The sequence below is a fragment of the Sphingobium sp. LMA1-1-1.1 genome (assembly GCF_040676365.1).
Classification (GTDB): domain Bacteria; phylum Pseudomonadota; class Alphaproteobacteria; order Sphingomonadales; family Sphingomonadaceae; genus Sphingobium.
In genome coordinates this window covers 578,341-597,293 of sequence record NZ_JBEGHS010000001.1, presented here as the reverse complement: position 1 = coordinate 597,293, position 18,953 = coordinate 578,341, and the positions used below count along the sequence as shown (strand labels likewise).

The 18,953-nt window shown below is 64.2% G+C and carries 17 protein-coding genes; 5 read left to right on the top strand and 12 right to left on the bottom strand.

Annotated features, from left to right (window positions below; translation table 11 throughout):
- Positions 1-6: 6 nt before the first annotated feature.
- A complete protein-coding gene (rsmD, locus tag MRBLMA1_RS02915) occupies positions 7-555 on the bottom strand; it encodes a 16S rRNA (guanine(966)-N(2))-methyltransferase RsmD (RefSeq protein WP_363734919.1) in 549 nt (182 codons plus the stop codon).
- Positions 552-1,466 (bottom strand): pseudouridine synthase, encoded by a 915-nt coding sequence (locus tag MRBLMA1_RS02910; protein ID WP_363734918.1) that lies wholly within the window; start codon positions 1,464-1,466, stop codon positions 552-554. Before MRBLMA1_RS02910 ends, rsmD begins: the two co-directional genes overlap by 4 nt.
- Before the next feature lie 161 nt (positions 1,467-1,627).
- Here MRBLMA1_RS02910 and MRBLMA1_RS02905 point away from each other — a divergent pair, with 161 nt between their 5' ends.
- Together MRBLMA1_RS02905 and MRBLMA1_RS02900 are read left to right on the top strand one after the other, a co-directional pair.
- Positions 1,628-2,086, top strand: coding sequence for a response regulator (locus MRBLMA1_RS02905; RefSeq protein ID WP_363734917.1), 459 nt, complete (start codon positions 1,628-1,630; stop codon positions 2,084-2,086).
- 95 nt (positions 2,087-2,181) lie between these two features.
- Positions 2,182-3,492 carry an AmpG family muropeptide MFS transporter gene (locus MRBLMA1_RS02900; protein ID WP_363734916.1) on the top strand — a complete coding sequence of 437 codons (1,311 nt, stop codon included), beginning with the start codon at positions 2,182-2,184 and terminating at the stop codon, positions 3,490-3,492.
- 58 nt (positions 3,493-3,550) lie between these two features.
- On the opposite strand, the gene MRBLMA1_RS02895 is transcribed toward MRBLMA1_RS02900, so the two are convergent.
- The 9 genes from MRBLMA1_RS02895 to gyrA all read right to left on the bottom strand — a co-directional run bounded on the left by MRBLMA1_RS02895 (position 3,551) and on the right by gyrA (position 13,526).
- Positions 3,551-3,991, bottom strand: a complete 441-nt coding sequence (locus MRBLMA1_RS02895) for a DUF6628 family protein (protein ID WP_363734914.1) — start codon at positions 3,989-3,991, stop codon at positions 3,551-3,553.
- A 68-nt stretch (positions 3,992-4,059) separates the two neighbouring features.
- Positions 4,060-5,382: a bifunctional folylpolyglutamate synthase/dihydrofolate synthase gene (locus tag MRBLMA1_RS02890; protein WP_363734913.1), complete on the bottom strand. Its 1,323-nt coding sequence runs from the start codon at positions 5,380-5,382 to the stop codon at positions 4,060-4,062.
- A gap of 21 nt (positions 5,383-5,403) precedes the next feature.
- Entirely contained in the window at positions 5,404-6,255 is an 852-nt protein-coding gene (gene accD, locus MRBLMA1_RS02885) for an acetyl-CoA carboxylase, carboxyltransferase subunit beta (RefSeq protein ID WP_363734912.1), read from the bottom strand.
- Entirely contained in the window at positions 6,252-7,082 is an 831-nt protein-coding gene (gene trpA / locus MRBLMA1_RS02880) for a tryptophan synthase subunit alpha (protein WP_363734911.1), read from the bottom strand. The genes accD and trpA overlap by 4 nt, the downstream gene beginning before the upstream one ends.
- Complete coding sequence (trpB, locus tag MRBLMA1_RS02875) at positions 7,079-8,320, bottom strand: tryptophan synthase subunit beta (RefSeq protein WP_363735385.1); 1,242 nt, start codon at positions 8,318-8,320, stop codon at positions 7,079-7,081. Before trpB ends, trpA begins: the two co-directional genes overlap by 4 nt.
- Before the next feature lie 90 nt (positions 8,321-8,410).
- The gene (locus MRBLMA1_RS02870; RefSeq protein WP_363734910.1) at positions 8,411-9,055 is read right to left on the bottom strand and encodes a phosphoribosylanthranilate isomerase; all 645 of its coding nucleotides are present in this window, start codon (positions 9,053-9,055) and stop codon (positions 8,411-8,413) included.
- 198 nt (positions 9,056-9,253) lie between these two features.
- The gene (locus MRBLMA1_RS02865) at positions 9,254-10,231 is read right to left on the bottom strand and encodes a GGDEF domain-containing protein (RefSeq protein WP_363734908.1); all 978 of its coding nucleotides are present in this window, start codon (positions 10,229-10,231) and stop codon (positions 9,254-9,256) included.
- A 215-nt stretch (positions 10,232-10,446) separates the two neighbouring features.
- Complete coding sequence (locus MRBLMA1_RS02860; RefSeq protein ID WP_363734907.1) at positions 10,447-10,794, bottom strand: DUF952 domain-containing protein; 348 nt, start codon at positions 10,792-10,794, stop codon at positions 10,447-10,449.
- The gene (gyrA, locus tag MRBLMA1_RS02855; RefSeq protein WP_363734906.1) at positions 10,791-13,526 is read right to left on the bottom strand and encodes a DNA gyrase subunit A; all 2,736 of its coding nucleotides are present in this window, start codon (positions 13,524-13,526) and stop codon (positions 10,791-10,793) included. The genes MRBLMA1_RS02860 and gyrA overlap by 4 nt, the downstream gene beginning before the upstream one ends.
- Before the next feature lie 241 nt (positions 13,527-13,767).
- Here gyrA and MRBLMA1_RS02850 point away from each other — a divergent pair, with 241 nt between their 5' ends.
- On the top strand, positions 13,768-15,048 hold the full coding sequence (locus tag MRBLMA1_RS02850; protein WP_363734904.1) for a hypothetical protein: 1,281 nt from the start codon (positions 13,768-13,770) through the stop codon (positions 15,046-15,048).
- Positions 15,049-15,151: 103 nt separating this feature from the next.
- Entirely contained in the window at positions 15,152-16,423 is a 1,272-nt protein-coding gene (locus MRBLMA1_RS02845) for a hypothetical protein (protein ID WP_363734902.1), read from the top strand.
- A gap of 136 nt (positions 16,424-16,559) precedes the next feature.
- Here MRBLMA1_RS02845 and MRBLMA1_RS02840 read toward each other — a convergent pair whose 3' ends face one another.
- The gene (locus tag MRBLMA1_RS02840; protein WP_133654704.1) at positions 16,560-17,033 is read right to left on the bottom strand and encodes an Lrp/AsnC family transcriptional regulator; all 474 of its coding nucleotides are present in this window, start codon (positions 17,031-17,033) and stop codon (positions 16,560-16,562) included.
- Positions 17,034-17,237: 204 nt separating this feature from the next.
- Between MRBLMA1_RS02840 and MRBLMA1_RS02835 the strand changes: the two genes are divergently transcribed.
- Positions 17,238-18,947 carry a sensor histidine kinase gene (locus tag MRBLMA1_RS02835; protein WP_363734900.1) on the top strand — a complete coding sequence of 570 codons (1,710 nt, stop codon included), beginning with the start codon at positions 17,238-17,240 and terminating at the stop codon, positions 18,945-18,947.
- Positions 18,948-18,953 lie beyond the last annotated feature (6 nt).

Sequence of the window (18,953 nt, the reverse complement as noted above, 5' to 3'; positions counted from 1 at the left end):
GGCGGATTATTCCGCCTGGTCCGTTGCGCGTAGCAGCGTCAGCCGGGCTTTGCCGACGTCCCGGACCGCGTCGGTGGCGAAGCCCTTGACCTCGACATCTTCCCGGCGGTCGGTCTCGATGCTGATCCATGTGGCGGGGCCGGTCCAGCCCAGGCGGCTGAGCTTGTCCAGCGCCACCATGCCCGCCCCGCTTTGATAAGGCGGGTCCATGAAGATAAGGTCCAGCGGCTTGCTCGCCGGACCAAGCGACAGGACGCTGCTCTGGCGAATGTCGGGACGGACGCCAAGCTTGTCGCCATTGGCGCGGATCGCATCGAGCGCGGCACGGTCCTGTTCCACAAAGACGCAGCTTGCCGCGCCGCGTGAAAGCGCTTCGAAACCCAGGGCGCCCGAGCCGGCAAAAAAATCGCCGACGCTCAACCCCTCGAAGGAGCCGATCCGGCTCAGCAGCATGGAAAAGAGGGTCTCGCGGGTGCGATCCGCCGTGGGTCGCGTCGCGTCGCCGCGGGGCGCGACGAGGGGGCGGCCGCGCCACTGGCCTGCGACGATCCTCATTTCGCGTCCTTCAGGCTCTTGCGGAACAGGACCAGGTCGTGCTGGCGCACCTCCTCGACCGCGCCGGATGCGAGTTCGCCCAGGTGGAAGGGGCCATAGCTGGTGCGGATCAGCCGGTTCACCTGAAGCCCCAGATGTTCGAGCACGCGGCGGACTTCGCGATTCTTGCCTTCGGTCAGCGTCATTTCGATCCACTGGTTGCGCCCGGTGCGGCGTTCCAGATTGGCCTCTATCTGGCCATAGCGGATGCCGTCGATCTCCAGCCCGTCGAACAGATCCTCAAGCTGGTTCTGGCTGACCTCTCCGAAAGCGCGGGCGCGATAGGTGCGCGGCACGCCGGTCGAAGGCAGCTCCATCTGCCGCTTGAACTCTCCATCGGTGGTGAGCAACAGCAGGCCTTCGGTCGTCATGTCGAGCCGTCCGATCGGCATGACGCGGGGAAGGTCGGCCGGCAGCTTGTCGTAAATGGTGGGCCGCCCGCGAGGATCGCGCTCTGTCGTCAGGAAACCCGATGGTTTGTGAAAGAGGAACATGCGCGCGGGTGCCGGCGCGGCGACCGGGTTGCCGTCGACGGCGACGCCGTGAAGCGATGTCAGGAGCGTGGCGGGCGTGGACACTGTCTCCCCGTTCAGCGTGATCCGTCCTTCCTCGATCATCCGCTCAATCTCCCGCCTGGACGCAATGCCTGCGCGGGCGAGCAATTTGGCGATGCGCTGCGGCTCGTTCTTGCCGCTAGCGACGGCTGCGGCGCGGGCGGGATGGGGATTGGCCGGTTTTGCGGGCGCCGTCCTGGCCTTCTTGAAGGGCGGGCGAGCCGGGCGGGACCCTGGCACCGGTTTGGCGTCATTCGGACGTCTGGGACCACCGGAGCCCGGCCGACGCGGCGGCCCAGATTTTTTCGGCGGTTCCACAGAAGAGTTCCTTTTCAAAACGGGATGGCCTCCCCATATTGGAGAAGCCAGGAAATTGACGAATGGTGCTGTCCTTGCGCCCATGCGCCAGGACGATGCGAAACCCCTGCGGGGCGCTGCACGTTGGTCGGTTGAATGGCGCAAATGGGGCGTATCGGCAAATGTTTTTCGGGCTGGTAAAAGGGGAAGCCGGAGCGCGGGAGCGCCGCAAGGCCATTCGCAGCGTGCTGGTGGTCGAGGATGAACCGCTGGTTGCCTTCGACAATGAACATGTGCTGGAAATGGCGGGCTATCGCGTCGCCGCGACCGTCGACGAATATGCCCATGCCGTCAGTGTCATGGAGGAGGAAAGCGTCGATCTGGTGATCGCGGACGTGACCCTTCATGGCGAGAAGAGCGGCATCGACCTGGCGCGCTTTGCCGCAGGTCGAGGAGTTGCGGTGCTGTTCGTGACGGGCGCCTGCCCTGTCGACGCGCGAGGCTTGGCACTGGGATGCCTGGCAAAGCCATATGCGCCGCGCGATCTGTTGGCGGCGATCAATGTCGTGGATGCTCTGCTGCGGGGCAAGATTCTGCCTCGCTTGCCCGATGGCCTGCACCTGTTCGGGGATGCTGTCTGATCCGATCGCCGATATAAGATGGGCGGACGGCTTGCCACACTGACATTTGCCCATATGGTGGCCCGGACTATCATCGTCCGGGGGCGCATCAATTTATGACCGACATGGCGAAGGGCTCGACAAGCTGGCTGGATGCGGTGAAGCCCTATATGCAGAAGGCGCCCTTGGGTGCCTTTTTTCTCGGTATATCGTCGGGCTTTCCCTATGCGATGATCGGCGCCACGCTGACCACCCGGCTGGCGCAGGACGGCATCGACAAGAAGGCGGTGACGGCGTTCACCCTCGCTTTCCTCGTCTATAATCTCAAATGGCTGTGGGCCTGGGTCGTCGACGGGGTTCGGCTGCCGGTCATAGGTCGCCTGGGGCAACGCGTGAGCTGGCTGCTGCTCGCGGGATTACTCGTGATGGCGGCAGTCATCAACCTGGCATTGGTCGACCCCGCCAGCGGCCTGCTGCAGACGGCCTATGCCGCGATCCTGGTCGGCGTTGCGGGTGCCACCTTCGACATCGTCATCGATGCCTATCGGATCGAGACATTGCGGCCGGAGCAATTGGGGGTGGGGTCAGGCATGTCGCAATATGGCTGGCGCATCGGATCGGTTGCAGCGGGCGCGCTTGCGCTGGTGCTGGCGGCGCGGATCGGCTGGCATGGCGCCTATATGGCCTGCGCCATATTCGCGCTACCCGCCATGCTGACCGGGCTCGCACTCGGCGAACCGGAGCGGCACCGCGAACCGACGGCGCGGCGGGGGCTGGACGAAATATGGCAGTCGATCGCCGGGCCGCTCGTGGAATTCTTCCGGCGGCGCGGCGCCTGGCTGGTGCTGCTGTTCATCCTGCTGCACAAGATCGGGGACACGCTCGCCAATCTGACCTTTCGCCTGCTGTTTGACGATATGGGCTACACCAATGACGAGATCGCCATTTACGATGTTGGCATCGGCTTCTGGGCCTATCTGATCGGGATCTTCGTCGGCGGCGTGCTCTATGCGCGCATGGGGATGAAGCGGTCTGTGCTGGTCAGCCTGCTGCTGATGGGCGTGTCCAATTTCAGCTTCGCGCTGCTGGCGGCGCTGGGCAAGAGCAATTGGGGTATGGCCGGTGCCATTGGCTTCGAGAATTTTGCGAGCGGGATCGGCGGGGTGACGGTGGTCGCCTATTTCTCAGCGCTCTGTGACCTGCGCTTCACGGCCGCGCAATATGCGCTGATTTCGGCGGCGGCGAGCATTGTGGGACGGTTCCTGACCGGGACGACCGCGGGTGGAATGATCGAACGGTTCGGCTATGTCGACTTCTACCTGCTGACCACCGCCCTGGCGGTGCCGGGCATCGTCCTGTTCTGGCTGATGATGCGCGCGGGACTGATCGATGCCAGCGTCGGCACGGCGGCCACGCAGGATGGCTGAACCGATGCGCTCGGCATCTGTTTGAAAACGCGCGAAGCAGCGTATTTCCAGACAGTCTCTAAACCGCCCCATAAAGTCCGAGAGGACGCCCCAGATCGCGATGCGCCTGCGCCACGGCCTGAAGGCAGGTGAGGGCGCCCAGTGCATGGTCGTTGCCCAGCAGCGCCGCCACATCGTCATAGGCCGATCGGGGATCGCGCAGGGCGCTGCCGATCGCCTGCATCATCAGCGCCTCGTCGCTTGTCATCCGCGAACAGCAGCAGGGCGCGATCAATATCTTGCGGCTGGAGGTCCGGGCCAATTCGAGCATCATCGCGCGCATCAGCACCAGCGGCCGACGATAGCTGCGGCCGAAGGCGCCGAGCATGGCATTGGCGGCATGGGCATCGTTGACGCCGGCCGTCGCGATGCGGCGCATCACGTAGAGGAAAAGCCGGTTGCCATAGCCACCGGGAAGCGGCCGGAGATTATCGAGAGAGGGGGAGTCTCCATGGACCATGCGTCACTACCTTCTGCCTTGTCGTCAGATGGCAAAGTTACGCTATTGCGAGTCAATCGCAAGTAAAATCAGTCGGGAAATTGCCCGTTCAGTCGCAAAATTTCACCGGCGAGGTAGAGCGAGCCGGAAATCAGCAATTTTGAGGCGTGGTCCGGTCCAGCGGCAATGGCGGCAATGGCGTCTTCCGGCATGGCATGAGCGGTGCAGCCAATGCCCCAGCGATCGGCAATGGCGGCGAATCGTTCCGGTGGATGATGGTCATGGCCAGGTACCGGCAGGGCATGGATATGCGCGATCCGACCGGCAAAAGGACGGAGGTAGGCCTCCAGATCCTTGTTCGACAACATGCCGATCATCAGCTGGAGCTTCTGCTCCTCAAGCCTTTCGCTGGTGAAGAAGGCGCTGATCGCCTCACCCGCACTGGCATTGTGGCCGCCATCCAGCCAGGCTTCGGTGCTTTCGGGCAGGGGAGCGAGCAGCGGACCATGGTCCAGCCTTTGCAGGCGGGCTGGCCAATGCGCCCAGAGCGGCGCTGCCTTCAAGGCGGCCTCGCCTACGGGTATGACATTCTGGTGCCGCAGCATGGCGAAGGCGAGCGCGGCATTGTGGATCTGGTGCGCGCCGGGCAAGCGCGGCAGGGGGGTGTCGAGCCGTCCCTGATCATCGCGATAATGGAGGCGATCCCGATAGGCCGCCGCGTCCCAGCTCTCGCCCATGGCAAACCATTGGGTCCGGTTGCGGGCCGCGGCTTCCAGCATCACGGGGAAGAGCGCGTCGGCATAGCGCTGCGTCACCAGCGGCGCACCGGGCTTGGCGATGCCGGCCTTTTCGGCGGCAATCTCCCTGATCGTGGCGCCAAGGAAGCTCTGATGGTCGAGGCCGAGCTGCGCGATGCCGCAGATCACGGGTCGTTCGATGATATTGGTGGCGTCAAGGCGGCCGCCAAGGCCCACTTCCACGATGCAGGCGTCGGCGGGCTGTTCGGAAAAGGCGAGGAAGGCTGCGGCGGTGGTGACCTCAAAGAAGCTGGCGCCGATCCCTTCCGCCACGTCGAGCACGCGGGAGAGATAATGGGCCAGCGCTTCGTCGGAGATCAGCTTGCCGCCAATGCGGATGCGTTCGTTGAAGCGGACCAGATGGGGCGAGGTGAAGACATGGACCTTCCTGCCGTCCGCCTCCAGCGCAGCGCGGAGGAAGGCGCAGGTCGAACCCTTGCCGTTGGTGCCGGCAACATGGAAGACCGGCGGCAGGGCGCGATGCGGGTTGCCGATGCGGTCCAGCAGGCGGGCGATGCGTTCCAGCCCCAATATGTCGGCGCCCGGCGACAGGGTGGCCAGGCGGTCAAGCTGTACCTGAACAGCCGGATCGTCGGAGACGGCGTGGTCGGCCATCGGCTCTGGTCTCAGGCAGCGTCAGGCAGCGGCGCGGGGGGCGAGGTAGCCGATCACCCGGGCAAGCGTGTCGCGCAGGTCACTGCGGTGGACGACCATGTCCAGCATGCCGTGTTCCAGCAGATATTCAGCGCGCTGGAATCCGTCGGGCAGCTTTTCGCGGATCGTGCTTTCGATGACGCGCTGGCCCGCGAAGCCGATGAGCGCATTGGGTTCCGCTATCTGGATGTCGCCCAGCATGGCATAGCTGGCGGTGACGCCGCCGGTCGTCGGATCGGTCAGCACCACGATATAGGGCAGGCCCGCGGCGTGGAGTTTCCGGATGGCCACGGTCGAGCGCGGCATCTGCATGAGCGAGAGGATGCCCTCCTGCATGCGCGCCCCGCCTGCGGCGGTGAAGATCACATAGGGGCATTTGCGGGCGATGGCCTCGTTGATGCCCTGGATGAAGGCGGCGCCCACGCCCATGCCCATGGAGCCGCCCATATAGGCGAAATTCTGAACCCCCATGACGAGCGGCACATCGTCAATGGCCCCACGGGCGTTAATCAGCGCGTCCTGGTCGCCGGTCGCGGCGCGGGCGGCCTTTATGCGGTCGGGATAGCGTTTGGAATCGCGGAACTTGAGCGGGTCTTCCTGTACCTGCGGCGTTGGCAGCAGGATGAAGCCGGCATCGAGTATCTGTTCGAACCGCTCCGCAGGTCCGATGCGGCCATGATGGTCACAGCGCGGGCAGACGGAGAGATTATCCTCCCATTCCTTGATGAAGATCATCTCGGCGCAGGAAGGGCATTTGTGCCACAGCGTTTCGGCGGTGGTTTCCTTCTTCGCCATGAAGGGCAGTGCGTTGCGGACGCGGTTGATCCAGCTCATGCGGCGGTCTCCCGGAAATGAGGGCTGTTGGCGTTCAGCGCGGCGCGAAGGGCGGCGATGAAATCCTTGACGAAGGGCGCGGCGGCATCACCATGCGAACCGATGATGTCGACGATGGCGGAACCCACCACCACGCCATCGGCAACCCGTCCGATCGCGGCGGCCTGTTCAGCGGAGCGGACGCCGAAGCCCACGGCGATGGGCAGGTCGGTGGCGGCCTTCAGCCTGGCCACCGCCTGTTCGACAGCGGTCTGGGCGGCCTGCTGCTTGCCGGTGATCCCGGCGACGGCGACATGGTATAGGAAACCGCTGGCGCCGTTCAGCACGGTGGGCAGCCTTGCGGCGTCAGTCGTTGGCGTTGCAAGGCGGATCAGGTGAATGCCCTGGGCGCGCAGGGCGGGGCCGATTTCGGCATCTTCCTCCGGCGGGACATCGACGCAGATGACGCCGTCGACGCCCGCGGCTTTGCACTGGTCCGCAAACCAGGCCGCGCCGCGCACCAGCATCGGATTTGCATAGCCCATCAGGACCAGCGGCGTGTCGGGATGTCGATCGCGGAAGGCAGTAGCGAGGGCGAAGATGTCCTTCGTCTTCGTGCCGGAGCCCAGGCTGCGCAGATTGGCGAGCTCGATCGCCGGCCCGTCAGCCATCGGATCCGTGAACGGCATGCCGAGTTCGATGATGTCCGCGCCCCCTTCCACCAGGGCGTCGAGGATGGCGGGCGTGTCAGCCACGGTCGGATCGCCCGCGGTCACGAAGGTGACGAGCGCGGCGCGGCCCTGCGACTTGCATGCGGCGAAGCGGGCGGAGAGACGATCGGCGCTCATATCTCGACCCCCAGGGCGCTCGCCACCGTGAAGATGTCCTTGTCGCCTCGCCCCGAAAGATTGACGATGATGATCTGCTCCGCGTCGAGAGTGGGCGCGACCTTTTCCACGCTGGCGATGGCGTGCGCGGATTCCAGCGCCGGAATGATGCCCTCCAGCGCGGAGAGTTTCTGGAAGCTGGCCAGTGCCTCGTCGTCGGTGATCGGCATATATTGCACGCGGCCGATTTCGTGCAGCCAGCTATGTTCAGGTCCGATGCCGGGATAGTCGAGACCGGCGGACACGCTGTGCGCTTCGGTGATCTGCCCGTCCTCGTCCTGGAGCAGATAGGTGCGGTTGCCGTGCAATATGCCGGACTTGCCGCCCGCCAGACTTGCCGCATGCTTCCCATGCAGGCCTTCGCCCGCCGCTTCGACGCCGATCATCTTGACCTCCGCATCGTCGAGGAAGGGGTGAAAAAGGCCGATGGCGTTGGAGCCGCCGCCGACCGGCGCGATCAGCAGATCAGGCAGGCGGCCTTCCAGTTCCAATATCTGTTCGCGTGCTTCCCGGCCGATGATCGACTGGAAATCGCGCACCAGTTCAGGGTAGGGATGCGGCCCGGCCGCCGTGCCGATGATATAGAAGGTGTCGTGGACGTTCGACACCCAGTGACGCAGGGCATCGTTCATCGAATCCTTCAGCGTCTGCGATCCGGAAATGACGGGGATCACTTCCGCGCCCAGCAGTTTCATGCGGAAGACGTTGGGCTTCTGCCGCTCCACGTCCTTTGCGCCCATGAAGATCTTGCATTCCATCCCGAACAGCGCGGCGACGGTGGCGGTGGCGACGCCGTGCTGGCCCGCGCCGGTTTCGGCAATGACCTTCTTCTTGCCCATGCGACGGGCGAGAAGCGCCTGCCCGATGCAATTGTTGATCTTGTGCGCGCCGGTGTGGTTGAGTTCCTCGCGCTTCAGGTAGATTTTCGCGCCCTTGCCGGGGCCGGCATCGGCGCGCAGCGCTTCGGTCAGGCGTCCCGCATAGTAAAGCGGGTTCGGGCGGCCGACATAGCTGCGCAGCAATTCGGTGAATTCGGCGTCGAAGGCCGGATCCTGCTTCGCTTCCTTGTAAACCTTCTCCAGCTCCAGAATGAGCGGCATGAGGGTTTCGGCCACATAACGGCCGCCAAAGGTGCCGAAATGGCCGGAGGCATCGGGCTGTGAACGCAGGCTGTTGGGCAGGGTGATATTATCGGTCATCATTTCCATCTCTTCGGGCATGGGTTGGATCACTTGGGCCAAGTGATCAACGCCATCGAAGGCTGATGCGTTCTGAATTTATGCTCTGCGTCAACATGCCGATGCCGCATTGCAGAAGGCCATGATCTTGTCCACACTCTTGATGCCCGGCGCGCTTTCGACCCCGGAGGAAATGTCGACCAGCGGGGCGCCGGTGATGCGGATGGCCTCGGCCACATTGTCGATGCCAAGTCCGCCCGAAAGCCCCCAGGGCAGGGAGGGGGAGGCGCCACGCAGCAATGTCCAGTCAAAGCGCAGGCCCATGCCGCCGGGCAGCGCAGCACCGTCGGGCGTCTTGGCGTCGAACAGGAGGAAATCGACAGCGTCGGCGTAAATCCCCGCGGCGGCGATATCCGCGCCGGTCTTGACCGAAATGGCTTTCCAGACGGGAATGCCGAAGCGTGTGCGAATGGCGGCGGCGCGTTCAGGCGTTTCCCTGCCATGGAGCTGGAAGGCGGTGAGGGCGCCGGTGGCGCTCAGATCAGAGAGTGTTTCGTCGGTTGGATCGACCAGCACGGCGACGCGCCCGATATGGGACGGGACGGGCGCGGCCAGCGATCGCAACTGGTCCGCTTCGACATGCCGGGGGCTTTTCGGAAAATGGACGAAGCCAAGATGGGTGGCGCCCGCCCGCATGGCCGCGCCGATCGTGTCGGGCGTCGAAAGGCCGCAAATCTTGATGGCGAGTCGGGACATGAGGGCGCTTTAGCCGGTGCGGCAGGGTGTGAGAACCGCTTTCATCCCGCCACCCCTTCTCCCGGCATCGCGGGCGTGGTGAAGCGCGACCAGGCGCGGGCGGCGCGACGGATCAGATGAGACGGCTATGACTATTGGACGAGGGACAGGCGCGTCGTTCGAATGGAACGGGTGAAATAACTGAATGCGGGTCAAAAATCAGCCAGAAAGCACCAGATTCCGGCCCTGATCCTTTGCGCGATAGAGTGCCGCGTCTGCCCGGGAAAGCACGGCCACATTATCCGCCTCATCCTTGCCGATCATGGCGACACCCGCAGAGAAGGTTATGGCGCCCATCGGCTCATCGGTCTCGCGCAAATTGAAAGGACGTTGCCCCAGATCTCGACGCGCCTTGTCAACGAGCGCCACGCCGTCCTCCAGGTCCAGATCGGGCAGGATGACCAGGAACTCCTCTCCGCCCCATCGACCGACCATATGTGGTGCGCAGCCCTCCGAAAGCGAGGCGGCGACGGTCTTGATGACGCGATCTCCAACAGCATGGCCATAACGATCGTTCACCGACTTGAACCGGTCGATGTCGCAGATCGCGACGAGATAGGGCCCTTCGGATGCGATCAAACGCTCCAATTCCATGTCGAGCGCTCTTCGGTTGTGAAGACCGGTCAACGCGTCTTTCGTCGCGTCATGGCGAGCGACATCGAGCTCGCGCCGGAGCGCCTCGACTTCGCGAGCGGCTGCCGCGAGCTCGTTCTCGGCCCTCAAGGATCGCTCGATCATGCTCGCGACGATCGGCGCAAGATCCGATGTCTCGCCATCCAGCCTGTCGTAGCCCGCGCTCAGTTCCCGGTTGAATTCCCCCGTTGCGGCGGCCGCGCTTTGCGCGATCTCGCCCAGGCGTATGGCATGATGCCGCGCCAGGTCCTGGCCCTTGTCGGCCTCGATGGCATTAGCCACCCCGACATGGCCCACGAACTGAATGAAAAGGTCATCCGCCTGCTGCTGACTCATGCGAACGCCGCCATCGATAATGGCGTTCATGGCTCGCACCAAAGCTGAATCCGTATCGGTCTTTAGCGCATAGCCTAATGCGTAATTTCTTGGTGTCGCTACGAGCCACTGTTGTTGAAGGAACGTCAATACATCCTTCGCGACGGCATATGTCTGCTTCTGCACCATTGTACTCCCCCAAGTACGTCATGATGGCGGCCCCTCTAAACTACCGGACAGGTGGCGGCAATGACCGTCGACGGCATTAATTGCATGCCTGCTTCCCGATGACGCGCCGTGATCCGTCGAGGGGACGCCCATCCAGTTTCGTCATTCCCGCCCTTGTTAAGCGGGAATGATGCAGGATGAAGGATGCGCCTTTCTGCGTTGCGCGGAGGCGGGGATCAGAAGCCGGCGGGAAACTGGTGCCTGCCCTGTTCGTCCAGGCGGAGGATCACCTTACCCGCCACGGCGTTCAGGGGAAGGTCGCCATAGAGGTGCGGGAAGAGGGCGCCGCCGCGTGATTCCTCCCATTTGAGGGTGTCGCCGAAGGGAGCGAGATCGACCATGACCATCACCAGATAGTCCTGCCCGGCGAAATGTTTGGCGGCGGTTTCGGCGGCCTGCTGGCGGGTGGACATGTGGATATAGCCGTCCGCAAGGTCGACGGGCGCGCCCTTGAACGTGCCGTCGGCCTTGAGCTGGTCATACTGATCCTTCGTCAGGATCTTGTATGCGAAGAGGTCGGTCATTCCTCGGTCAGGTCCGGGTCGGTTTCGGGGCTGACCTGCGGGTCGACCTCGAGGCCGGCCGGGGTGCTGACCTCCGCCTCTTCATCGCTTTCCTCAATCTTCGCCGCGCTGACGACATGTTCGTTGTCGGACACGTTGAAAAGGCGAACGCCCGCCGAGCTGCGGCCGATGACGCGCAGGCTTTCCAGTCCCATGCGGATCAGCTTCGCCTGATCGGTGACAAGCATCAGGTGATCGCCGTGGCGCGCGGGGAAGCTGGCGACGACGGGACCGTTGCGACCGATATTGTCGATATTGGTGATGCCCTGCCCACCGCGTCCGGTTCGACGATAGTCATAGGCGGAGGACAGCTTGCCATAGCCGTTGGCGCAGACCGTAAGGATGAACTGTTCCTTCGCGGCGAGTTCAGAGAAGCGTTCCGCATCCATCTGCGGTTCGCCTTCCTTCTCCGGCTTCCAGGGGGCGAAGCGGAGATAATCGTCGCGCTCCTCCTGATCCTTGATGCCGGCGCGATGCAGAATGGAGAGCGAGATCACCTCGTCATCCTTCCTGAGCGTCATGCCGCGCACGCCGGTGGAGGTGCGGCTCTGGAATTCGCGCACGTCGGTCGCCTGGAAACGGATGGCCTTGCCCTGGCGGGTGGCGAGGAGGACGTCATCCTCTTCGGTCAGCAGGGCGACGCCGATCAGGCGGTCGTCGCTGTCATCGTCGAAGCGCATGGCGAGCTTGCCGTTGCTGGGCACGTTGGCGAAGGCGTCCATGCTGTTGCGGCGGACCGTGCCGTTCGCGGTGGCGAACATGACGTGCAGATCCTTCCAGCTTTCCTCATCCTCGGGCAGCGGCAGGACGGTCTGGATCGTCTCGCCGGGGCTGAGCGGCAGCAGGTTCACCATTGGACGGCCACGCGTGGCCGGGCCGCCTTCGGGCAGACGCCAGACCTTGAGGCGATAGACCTTGCCGGCGGTGGAGAAGAAGAGGACCGGCGTGTGCGTGGAGGTCACGAACAGTTCGGTGATCGCGTCCTCATCCTTGGTCGCCATGCCGGAGCGGCCCTTGCCACCACGCGCCTGCGCGCGGAAGCTTTCGAGCGGGGTCCGCTTGATATAGCCCTGCACGGTGACGGTGACGACCATCTCCTCGCGCTCGATCAGGTCTTCATCCTCGATGCCGTCGGCGGCGGCGGTGATTTCCGACAGGCGCGGGGTGGCGAAGTCGCGTTCGATCGCCTCGAACTCCTCGCGCATGACGGCGTAGAGCTTCACCCGGTCACCCAATATGGCGAGATATTCCGCGATGGCGGCGGCGAGTTCGGCCAATTCATTGCCGATCTCGTCGCGTCCGAGCGCGGTCAGGCGATGCAGGCGCAGGTCGAGGATGGCGCGGACCTGGACGTCGCTGAGGCGGTAGGTGTCGCCCGATGCTTCGGTCTCGATCGCCTCGACCAGCTTGAGATAAGGCGCGATCTCCGCCACCGGCCATTCCCGGGCGAGCAGGGTCTCGCGGGCTTCCGCAGGGCTGGCCGAACCGCGGATGATGCGGACCACTTCATCGAGGTTCGTGACCGCGATGACCAGGCCCAGCAAGATATGGGCGCGGTCGCGGGCCTTGTTGAGTTCGTACTTGGTGCGGCGGGTGATGACTTCTTCGCGGAAGCGGATGAAGGCTTCTATGATGTCGCGAATGTTGAGCAGTTCCGGGCGGCCGCCGCGAATGGCGAGCATATTGGCCGGGAAGCTCGACTGGGCGGGGGTGTTGCGCCAGAGCTGGTTGAGCACGACTTCAGGCGTGGCGTCGCGCTTCAGGTCCATGACGATGCGGACGCCTTCGCGGTTCGATTCGTCGCGAATGTCGCTGATGCCTTCGATCCGCTTGTCCTTGGCGGCTTCGGCAATCTTTTCCACAAGACCGTTCTTGCCGACCTGATAGGGGATTGCGGTCAGGACGATCGACTGGCGATCGCCGCGTCCTTCCTCGATCTTGTAGCGCGAGCGCATCATGATCGAGCCGCGTCCGGTGTGATAGGCGCTGCGGGCGCCCGATTGGCCCAGGATCAGCGGGGCAGTCGGGAAATCAGGGCCGGGGACGATCTGGATCAGTTCGTCGATAGTGATGCCGGGATTGTCGATATAGGCCAAACAGGCGCGGATCACCTCGCCCAGATTGTGCGGAGGAATGTTGGTCGCCATGCCGACTGCGATGCCGCCCGCGCCGTTGACCAGCAAATTAGGGAAGCGCGCCGGCAGGACCTGCGGTTCGCTTTCCGAGGCGTCATAATTGGGCTGGAAATCGACGGTGTCCTTGTCGAGATCGTCGAGCAGGGCGTTCGTCACCTTGGCCAGGCGCGCTTCGGTATAACGCATGGCCGCTGGTGGATCGGGGTCCATGGAACCGAAGTTTCCCTGGCCGTCGATCAGCGGCACGCGCATCGACCAGTCCTGCGTCATGCGCGCCAGGGCGTCATAGATCGCGCTATCGCCGTGGGGGTGATATTTACCGATCACGTCACCGACGATGCGCGCCGACTTGCGATAGGGCTTGTTGTAGGTGAAGCCCGATTCATGGGCCGAGAAGAGAATGCGGCGATGCACCGGCTTCAGACCGTCGCGCACGTCCGGCAGGGCGCGGGCGACGATCACCGACATGGCATAGTCGAGATAGCTTGCCTTCATCTCCTCCACGATGGAGATGGGGCTGATATCCGAGGGGTCGGCGAGGGCAGTCTCGTCGGTCAAAGCGATTCTCTTTTTGGATGGATGAATTGTGCTGCCGCATCACTAGCGGAGCGAAACAAATCTGTCACCCCTCGCGCGCGCACGCGCAATGGCATGAGATGCGTGCAGGGTGCGCCAGATCGTTTCCGGGGGGCTGACAGGCGGTTAACTGGTGCATATAGGTCGTTCAATGGTTATTCACGCGCCGACCCCTAATCGGCGTCAAACGAAAGCCGCCTGTCCCCCGGGCGCAGAGGAGAAGATGAACATGCGTTTTGTTACCCCCGTGGCGCTCGCGCTGACTCTTGCGCTGGCTGGCGGCGCCGTTTCGGCCCCGGCATTCGCGGCCAAGAAGGACGAGAAGAAGGGCGGCGCGCCCAAGCTGAACGTCTCGCCCGACGTGATCAAGGCCTTGCAGGCAGCGCAGCAGGCGGCCGGGAAGCAGGACTTCGCCGCCGCCAAGGCAGCGCTGGCCGACGCCGACAGCAAGGCGAAGTCGAACGACGACAAATATCAGATCGGCGCCGTCAAGCTGAACACCTCCATCGCCAGCAAGGATGCCGCGATGCAGGGCGAGGCGCTGACGCAGATGCTGGACAGCGGCCTTACGCCGCCGGAACAGGTGGGCCAGTTCAATGCGATTGCCGCCGATCAGGCGTTGCAGATGAAGAATTACGACCTTGCCATCACCCATGCGCGGGCCGCCTTGCAGGCCGGGTACAAGCCAGACGTGGTGAACGTCGCGTTGGCGCAGGCCTATTTCGGCAAGGCAGGCACCGCCAATTCCTCGGTCGAGCCGCAGCGCGGCCTCAACCAGCAGGGCCTCGCCGCGCTGAAGGCGGCGGCGGACGCCACCAAGGCCGCCGGTGGCCAAGTGCCGGCGCAATGGTATCAGATCGGGGTCAGCCGCGCTGCGAACGCGAAGCTGCCGGAAGTCACCGAATGGGCGAAGTCGGCCTATCAGGCGGCACCCAGCGGTGAGAATCTGCGCACGCTGATCCGCCTGTTCCAGCAGGCCAATCCCAACATTTCCAACCGCGAGAATCTGGACGTGATGCGTCTGATGGCGACGTCCGGCGGTCTGGTGGTCTCTCAGGACTATCTGGAATATGCGGAAATGGCGTCCAAGACCGGCATTTACGGCGAAGTGAAGACCGCCATCGATGCCGGCCGGAGCAAGGGTGTGCTGAGCGCCAGCCAGGGCGGCGACCTGTATCAGCCGGCCGTCGCCAAGATCGCGGGCGACAAGGGATCGCTGGGCAGTGCGGAAGCCGATGCGCGCAAGGCAGCGAACGGCAAGATCGCGGCAGCCACGGCCGACGCCTATCTGGGCTATGGCGACTATGCCAAGGCGGTGGCGATGTTCGAACTCGCCAAGCAGAAGGGCGGCGTCGACGCGGACGAGATCAACACGCGCATGGGCATTGCCAAGGCGCTGAGCGGCGACAATGCGTCGGCCAAGGCCGCTTTCCAGTCGGTGCAGGCCGGTTCGCGCAAGCAGATCGCCGATCTGTGGCTGGCCTATCTGGGTACCAAGGCCTGATCCTCGCCTGACAGAGGCGCACTGCCCGGCGGGTGTTGCGCCTTTTCGCCTTCGAACATCATGATCGTCTGGCCGAAGCCAGGCAACAAGGGGGATGGCTGCCATGGCCGTGACGAGACTTTCGATTCTGACCTGTGGGATGTTCACGGGAGCCGCCTTGCTGACGGCCACGCCTGTCATCGCGAAAAAGCCCAATGTCGGCCCGGCAATCGAGATGTCGGACAGTTTCCGCGCCGCCACCCAGGCAGCGGACAGTGCGATCAAGGCCGGTGATGTCTCCACTGCCCAGGCCCAGATTTCGGGCCTGATGCCGGTCAGCGACTTCGAAGCCTATGTCGCGGCCGGCCTGCGCTTCGAGCTTGCGGTGCTGAAGGTCGACCGGCAGGCGCAGCGCGTGGCGCTGAACGACATGTTCAAGACGTCCTCGGTGCCCAAGGGCGACATGCCGCGCCTGCGCTATGTTGCGGGCTACCTGTCCTATATCGTCGGCAATTATGACGATGCGACGGCGCAGCTCGATTACGCCAAGACGCTGGGTTACGATCCCATCGACGCCACCATGCTGCGCGCCGACATCGCCATCCGGCGCAACAGGACGAAGGATGCGCGCGGCTTTGTGCAGCAGGCCCTGGCGCGGCAGCGGGCGGCGGGGCAGCCGATCCCGGCGGCCTGGTATGACAGAGCGATCTCCATGGCCTATCAGGCCGGGGACTGGGCTGAGGTGGGCGCGCTGTATCGGGAGCGCCTGACCCACTATGATTCGGCGGGCGAGTGGCGGTCGGCCCTGGCCAATTACCTGACGGCGCCCGGCATGGATTCGCAGGTGCAACTCGACCTTTACCGTCTTCAGGCCGCCAATGGCGCCATGGCCAGCGAGCGCGATTACCAGGCCTATGCCCAACTGGCCGAAAAGACCGGCTATAGCGCGGAGACCAAGGCGATCATCGAGGCCGGTCGCTCGGCCGGCAAGCTGACCCCGACGCAGGCGGTGACCGCGCAATTGCTGAAGGGCGCGACGCCCAAGGCGGCCAAGGAAATAGCCGGTCTGCCCGCTGCTGCGAAGAAGGCGGCAGCGGCGAAGGACGGGTCGGCGGCCATGGCGGTCGGCGACACCTATTTTTCGCTCGCGCAGTTTCCGCAGGCGGTGGAGCAATATCGGCTCGCCCTGAGCAAGGGGGGCGTTGATGCCGCAAAGGCGAATGCGCGGCTTGGCGTGGCGCTGGCAAGGTCGGGCGATCTGGCGGGCGCAAAGGCGGCGCTTGGTCAGGCGACGACGGGCAATTGGGCGAATGTCGCCGGCTTCTGGTCAGTCTGGGTCGATCAGCAGAGCAGGAAGACGGCAGCGAAGCCGGTCGTCGTTCCGTCGGCGGGCTGAGGGAAAAATCGCGGCGAGGTCGGGGCGGGGGCCTGGGCCGGGAGCGCGCTGCGTCGGATGACGCAGGTCACGCGCTCTCGCTTCTGTAGCGTCATCATGGGCGAAAGCCGGGTTCCCGCTTTCTCCCCCCAGCCAGTCAAACCGGAAGCGGTACGCCGGGCAGGTTCTTGGAGGTGCGGATGGTGAGCGACGTCTTCACGCTCACGACATTGGGAGCCGGCGTCAGTTTCGACGTCAGGAACTGCTGGAAACTTTGCAGATCCTTGGCCACCACCTTCAGGATGAAGTCGATTTCACCGTTGAGCATATAGCATTCGCGGACCTCGGGCAGGGTCGCGACATGATCCTCGAATGCCTTCAGGTCCGCTTCGGCCTGGCTCTTGAGGCTGACCATTGCGAAGACGGTGATGGTGTAGCCCAGCATCGACGGGTTCACCACGGCATGGTAGGAACTGATGGCGCCACTTTCCTCCAACGCCCGCACGCGACGGAGGCATGGGGGCGCCGTCAGGCCCACCTTGCGAGCCAGCTCCACATTGGTCATCCTGCCGTCGTCCTGCAGTTCGCCAAGGATCTGGAGATCGATGTCGTCAATATTGGGGCCGGCCATTATTCCGCTTATTTCCTTGCCTGTTAATATCGCGTTACCATAATAATATTTCAGGACAATGCAATTGTCCCACTATGCAACGTTCGCATAAGAACCCTTCCGCGGCCCTTCCCCTTTGCAGCGGGAAGCATTATTCCTGTGTAACGATACCCTCGGCGGAAGGTTTTTTCAGCGCTGCGCCGGGGCCGGAATTGGGGAATTTGGGTGCGCTTCAACGATCTCATGCAGACGGTTCTCGCCGCGGAAGGGCGTAGCGGCCTGGGGGCCGTGACGCTGTGGCGGCAATGCGTGGATCTGCTGGCGCAAAATGACCGGCATGACCGTTCGATCATGTCCGACACGGAGCGGGCGGCACTGCTGGAGCGGTTGACCGGACTGCTGCCGAAATTGTCGGAAACGCAGCGCATCGCGACCGTCGTGGAATTGGGCGGGCGGTTGCGGTCACCCGCCTTGGTGGAATTCTTCGCCAATGATCGCCCGGCGATTGCGGCAGCCGCCATGTCCCGCGCTCGCCTGCCCGATGCAGCCTGGGTGGAGATGTTGCCGCGCCTGACGCCTACGGCACGCGGCGTGCTGCGGTCGCGGCGCGACCTTGGACCGGCGACGGTGCAGGGACTTGAGGCTTTCGGCGCGACCGATCTGGTGCTGACCAGCCATGTCGCGGCGGAGCAGGACGACATGCTGCTGACCGAGGCGATGATCGTCCCTGCCGATCCGGTAGAGGAGCAGCCACAGGCCGAGCCGGTCGAGGAGGCGGCGGAGGACCGCAGCCAGATCCGTAATCTGGTCGACCGCATCGCGCGCTTCACCAATGCACGGCGCACAGGTGATCTGGACGAAGCGCCGCAACGGGCCGCCATGACCGGGCCGCGCACCTTCGCCTTCGAAACGGATGCATCCGGGTCGATCGTATGGGTCGATCAGGGGCCGCGGGCGGCGCTGATCGGCCTTGCGCTCAATGAAACGGCGCTGGAAGGGGGCAGCGGGCCGGATGGCCATGTCGCGGGCGCCTTCATGCGGCGCAGCGGTTTTCAGAACGGCCGCTATACGATCGTGGGCGGCACGATGGCCGGTGAATGGCGGCTGTCGGCCGCACCCTTTTTCGATCCGCGATCAGGGCGTTTCCAGGGCTATCGTGGACAGGCGAGGCGCCCCTATCTTCACGAAGTGGCCGCCGAACCGCGTGCAGAGGCGGTGTCGATCGCCGGCCTGTCCGCCGATTCGATCCGGCAACTGGTGCACGAACTGAGGACGCCGCTGAATGCCATATTGGGCTTTGCCGAGATCATCGAGCAGGAACTGTTCGGTCCGGCTGGTCCCGAATATCAGGATATGGCGGGCAAGATCGCGGTGGATGCGCGGCATCTGCTGACCGCCTTCGATGATCTGGACCTTGCGGCCCGCGTGTCGCGTGGCGAGGATGGCAATGGGGCGCTACGCGCCGTTGATCCCGCGCTTTTGGTGACGCAGGTCTCGACGCGCTTTCGCGAACAGGGCGACGGTGCCCGGATTGACATCGCGATGGCGCGGGGGCTGCCGATGGTGCAGATCGACCCGGTGCAGGGCGAGCGCATGATCCAGCATCTGATGCGCACGCTGATTTCCGTGGCGCCAGCCGGGGAAGCGCTGACCGGCACATGCTGGCATCAGCCAGGCGGCGCGGAAGGGCGCGTGGTACTGGCCATCGACAGGCCCTCGACGCTGGAGGGTATGGAGGAGGAGCGGTTGCTCGACCCCGGCTATATGCCGGACGGCAATTGGGCAGACGGGCCGTTGCTGGGCCTTGGTTTTTCGCTGCGCCTGATCCGCAGTCTGGCGACGGGATGCGGCGGCGCGCTGGACATCGAACCGGGCCGCTTCCTGCTCGCCGTGCCGGCCATGGCGGAAACAGAGGATGCCGTCGGCAGCGCCTGACACGCG

Excerpts from the sequence above, each read along its gene's own strand:
- MRBLMA1_RS02860 (WP_363734907.1), bottom strand. The coding sequence starts at position 10,794 with ATGACCGACCTCTTCGCATACAAGATCCTGACGAAGGATCAGTATGAC.
- trpA (WP_363734911.1), bottom strand. The coding sequence starts at position 7,082 with ATGAGCGCCGATCGTCTCTCCGCCCGCTTCGCCGCATGCAAGTCGCAG.
- MRBLMA1_RS02870 (WP_363734910.1), bottom strand. The coding sequence starts at position 9,055 with ATGTCCCGACTCGCCATCAAGATTTGCGGCCTTTCGACGCCCGACACG.
- MRBLMA1_RS02865 (WP_363734908.1), bottom strand. The coding sequence starts at position 10,231 with ATGGTGCAGAAGCAGACATATGCCGTCGCGAAGGATGTATTGACGTTC.
- MRBLMA1_RS02895 (WP_363734914.1), bottom strand. The coding sequence starts at position 3,991 with ATGGTCCATGGAGACTCCCCCTCTCTCGATAATCTCCGGCCGCTTCCC.
- accD (WP_363734912.1), bottom strand. The coding sequence starts at position 6,255 with ATGAGCTGGATCAACCGCGTCCGCAACGCACTGCCCTTCATGGCGAAG.
- MRBLMA1_RS02900 (WP_363734916.1), top strand. The coding sequence starts at position 2,182 with ATGACCGACATGGCGAAGGGCTCGACAAGCTGGCTGGATGCGGTGAAG.
- MRBLMA1_RS02890 (WP_363734913.1), bottom strand. The coding sequence starts at position 5,382 with ATGGCCGACCACGCCGTCTCCGACGATCCGGCTGTTCAGGTACAGCTT.
- MRBLMA1_RS02905 (WP_363734917.1), top strand. The coding sequence starts at position 1,628 with ATGTTTTTCGGGCTGGTAAAAGGGGAAGCCGGAGCGCGGGAGCGCCGC.
- MRBLMA1_RS02850 (WP_363734904.1), top strand. The coding sequence starts at position 13,768 with ATGAACATGCGTTTTGTTACCCCCGTGGCGCTCGCGCTGACTCTTGCG.
- trpB (WP_363735385.1), bottom strand. The coding sequence starts at position 8,320 with ATGACCGATAATATCACCCTGCCCAACAGCCTGCGTTCACAGCCCGAT.
- MRBLMA1_RS02840 (WP_133654704.1), bottom strand. The coding sequence starts at position 17,033 with ATGGCCGGCCCCAATATTGACGACATCGATCTCCAGATCCTTGGCGAA.
- rsmD (WP_363734919.1), bottom strand. The coding sequence starts at position 555 with ATGAGGATCGTCGCAGGCCAGTGGCGCGGCCGCCCCCTCGTCGCGCCC.
- MRBLMA1_RS02845 (WP_363734902.1), top strand. The coding sequence starts at position 15,152 with ATGGCCGTGACGAGACTTTCGATTCTGACCTGTGGGATGTTCACGGGA.